General features: G+C 40.4%; 1 protein-coding gene. It reads left to right on the top strand.

All coding sequences use genetic code 11. From position 1 onward, the window contains the following. Positions 1–240: zeta toxin family protein (locus G6047_RS00010; RefSeq protein WP_211165335.1), on the top strand; the 240-nt coding region annotated here is incomplete at both ends.

Genomic DNA, 240 nt, shown 5'->3' with positions numbered 1-240 from the left:
TTCCAACCAGAAAAGGTTGCTTTCGAAGCTGGAAGAATTATGCTCCAGCGCGTCGATCATTTGTTATTGGAAAAACAGAATTTTGCTTTCGAGACGACTTTGGCAACCAAAAGCTATCGGGGAAAAATTCTAGAAGCGCAAAAAAATGGTTATAACGTGATTCTGCTTTTCTTTTGGTTGAGAAAAGTTGAATTGGCGATTGAGCGTGTAAAGTTGAGGGTGAAAGAAGGCGGACACAAT

Source organism: Flavobacterium silvaticum (genome assembly GCF_012911565.1).
In the GTDB taxonomy this organism is placed as follows: domain Bacteria; phylum Bacteroidota; class Bacteroidia; order Flavobacteriales; family Flavobacteriaceae; genus Flavobacterium; species Flavobacterium silvaticum.
This window is presented reverse-complemented; position numbering and strand designations above follow the sequence as displayed.